Here is a 1,002-nt window from a genome sequence, read left to right on the forward strand (position 1 = left end):
TCTCAAGAGGTAGCACGAAGTCCACCCCTGCGGCGTCCACCGCCGCCTGCGGCATCCCCGGGAACTCCGCGCTCTGCGGATCCTGCACGATCACCATGCGCCCGCCCGACTTGACCGCGTCCACTCGAGACAGGGAGCCTTTTTCACTTGTACGGCTGGCGGGTGAGGTATCGGCGAACCGTTGACGGTGACGTGACGAACGGGGCATCCCGCTGGTTTGGAGAGTCGCCAAACATAGCCTCACCTGCGGAGGTGCCCCGTCCTCACCTATCCTGCCGGATGCGATGTCGATGAGGAACTCCTGGAACTGGTCACGATGGTGCTCGCGTCCTGCGAGGCTGGCCGGCAGTGCAAGCTGCGCCCGTACGACCGGGCCCGCTGCACCCTGTCTACCTGAGCAAGCACGACACCATCGAACAGATCGCCACCGCCTGGCGCCATGTGAACCACACGATCGAGCAACTCGCCGCCCACGCACCGTCGTTGACGGAGGCGCTCACCAGCCACCACGCGGACGGATACCTGCTGCTTGACGGCACCGTCACGGAGACCGACCGGGTCCAGGCGCCGGGGCACTTCTCCGGCAAGGCCCGCCGGGAGGGCGTGAACCTGCAGGTCATCACCGCGGAAGAGGGCAGACTCCTGTGGCTCTCGCCTGCTGTGCCCGGTGGCACCCACGACATCACCGCCGCCCGTGACCACGGCATCGTCGAGGCCTGCGCCGAGCTCGACCTCGACGTTCTCGCAGACAAGGGCTACCAAGGCGCTGGCGGCACTGTGATCACCCCGATCAAGCGACGCCCCGGAACCGAACTGCCCGACAAGCACAAGAAGTCGAACAAGGTCCACGCCGCACTGCACGCCCCTGTCGAACGGGCCATCTCCAGGATCAAGCAGTGGAGGATCTTTGAGGGGCCTCGCGTTTCCCGGACAGGGATCTGACTGTCTATTTCACGCGACTGCTCGCAGCTTCACGTACTCGGCGTGGACTTCGCGCGGTGG

2 protein-coding genes are annotated in these 1,002 nt (G+C 65.8%); one reads left to right on the top strand and one right to left on the bottom strand.

The features are described from left to right. The coding region (locus tag ACZ7NC_RS45800) for a chemotaxis protein CheB (protein WP_471498458.1) at positions 1 to 208 on the bottom strand (208 nt) is incomplete at its 3' end. A 140-nt stretch (positions 209 to 348) separates the two neighbouring features. Between ACZ7NC_RS45800 and ACZ7NC_RS45805 the strand changes: the two genes are divergently transcribed. Further along, on the top strand, positions 349 to 942 hold the full coding sequence (locus ACZ7NC_RS45805; RefSeq protein ID WP_471498461.1) for a transposase family protein: 594 nt from the start codon (positions 349 to 351) through the stop codon (positions 940 to 942). Positions 943 to 1,002 lie beyond the last annotated feature (60 nt).

The sequence above is a fragment of the Streptomyces sp. NPDC111802 genome (assembly GCF_055634335.1).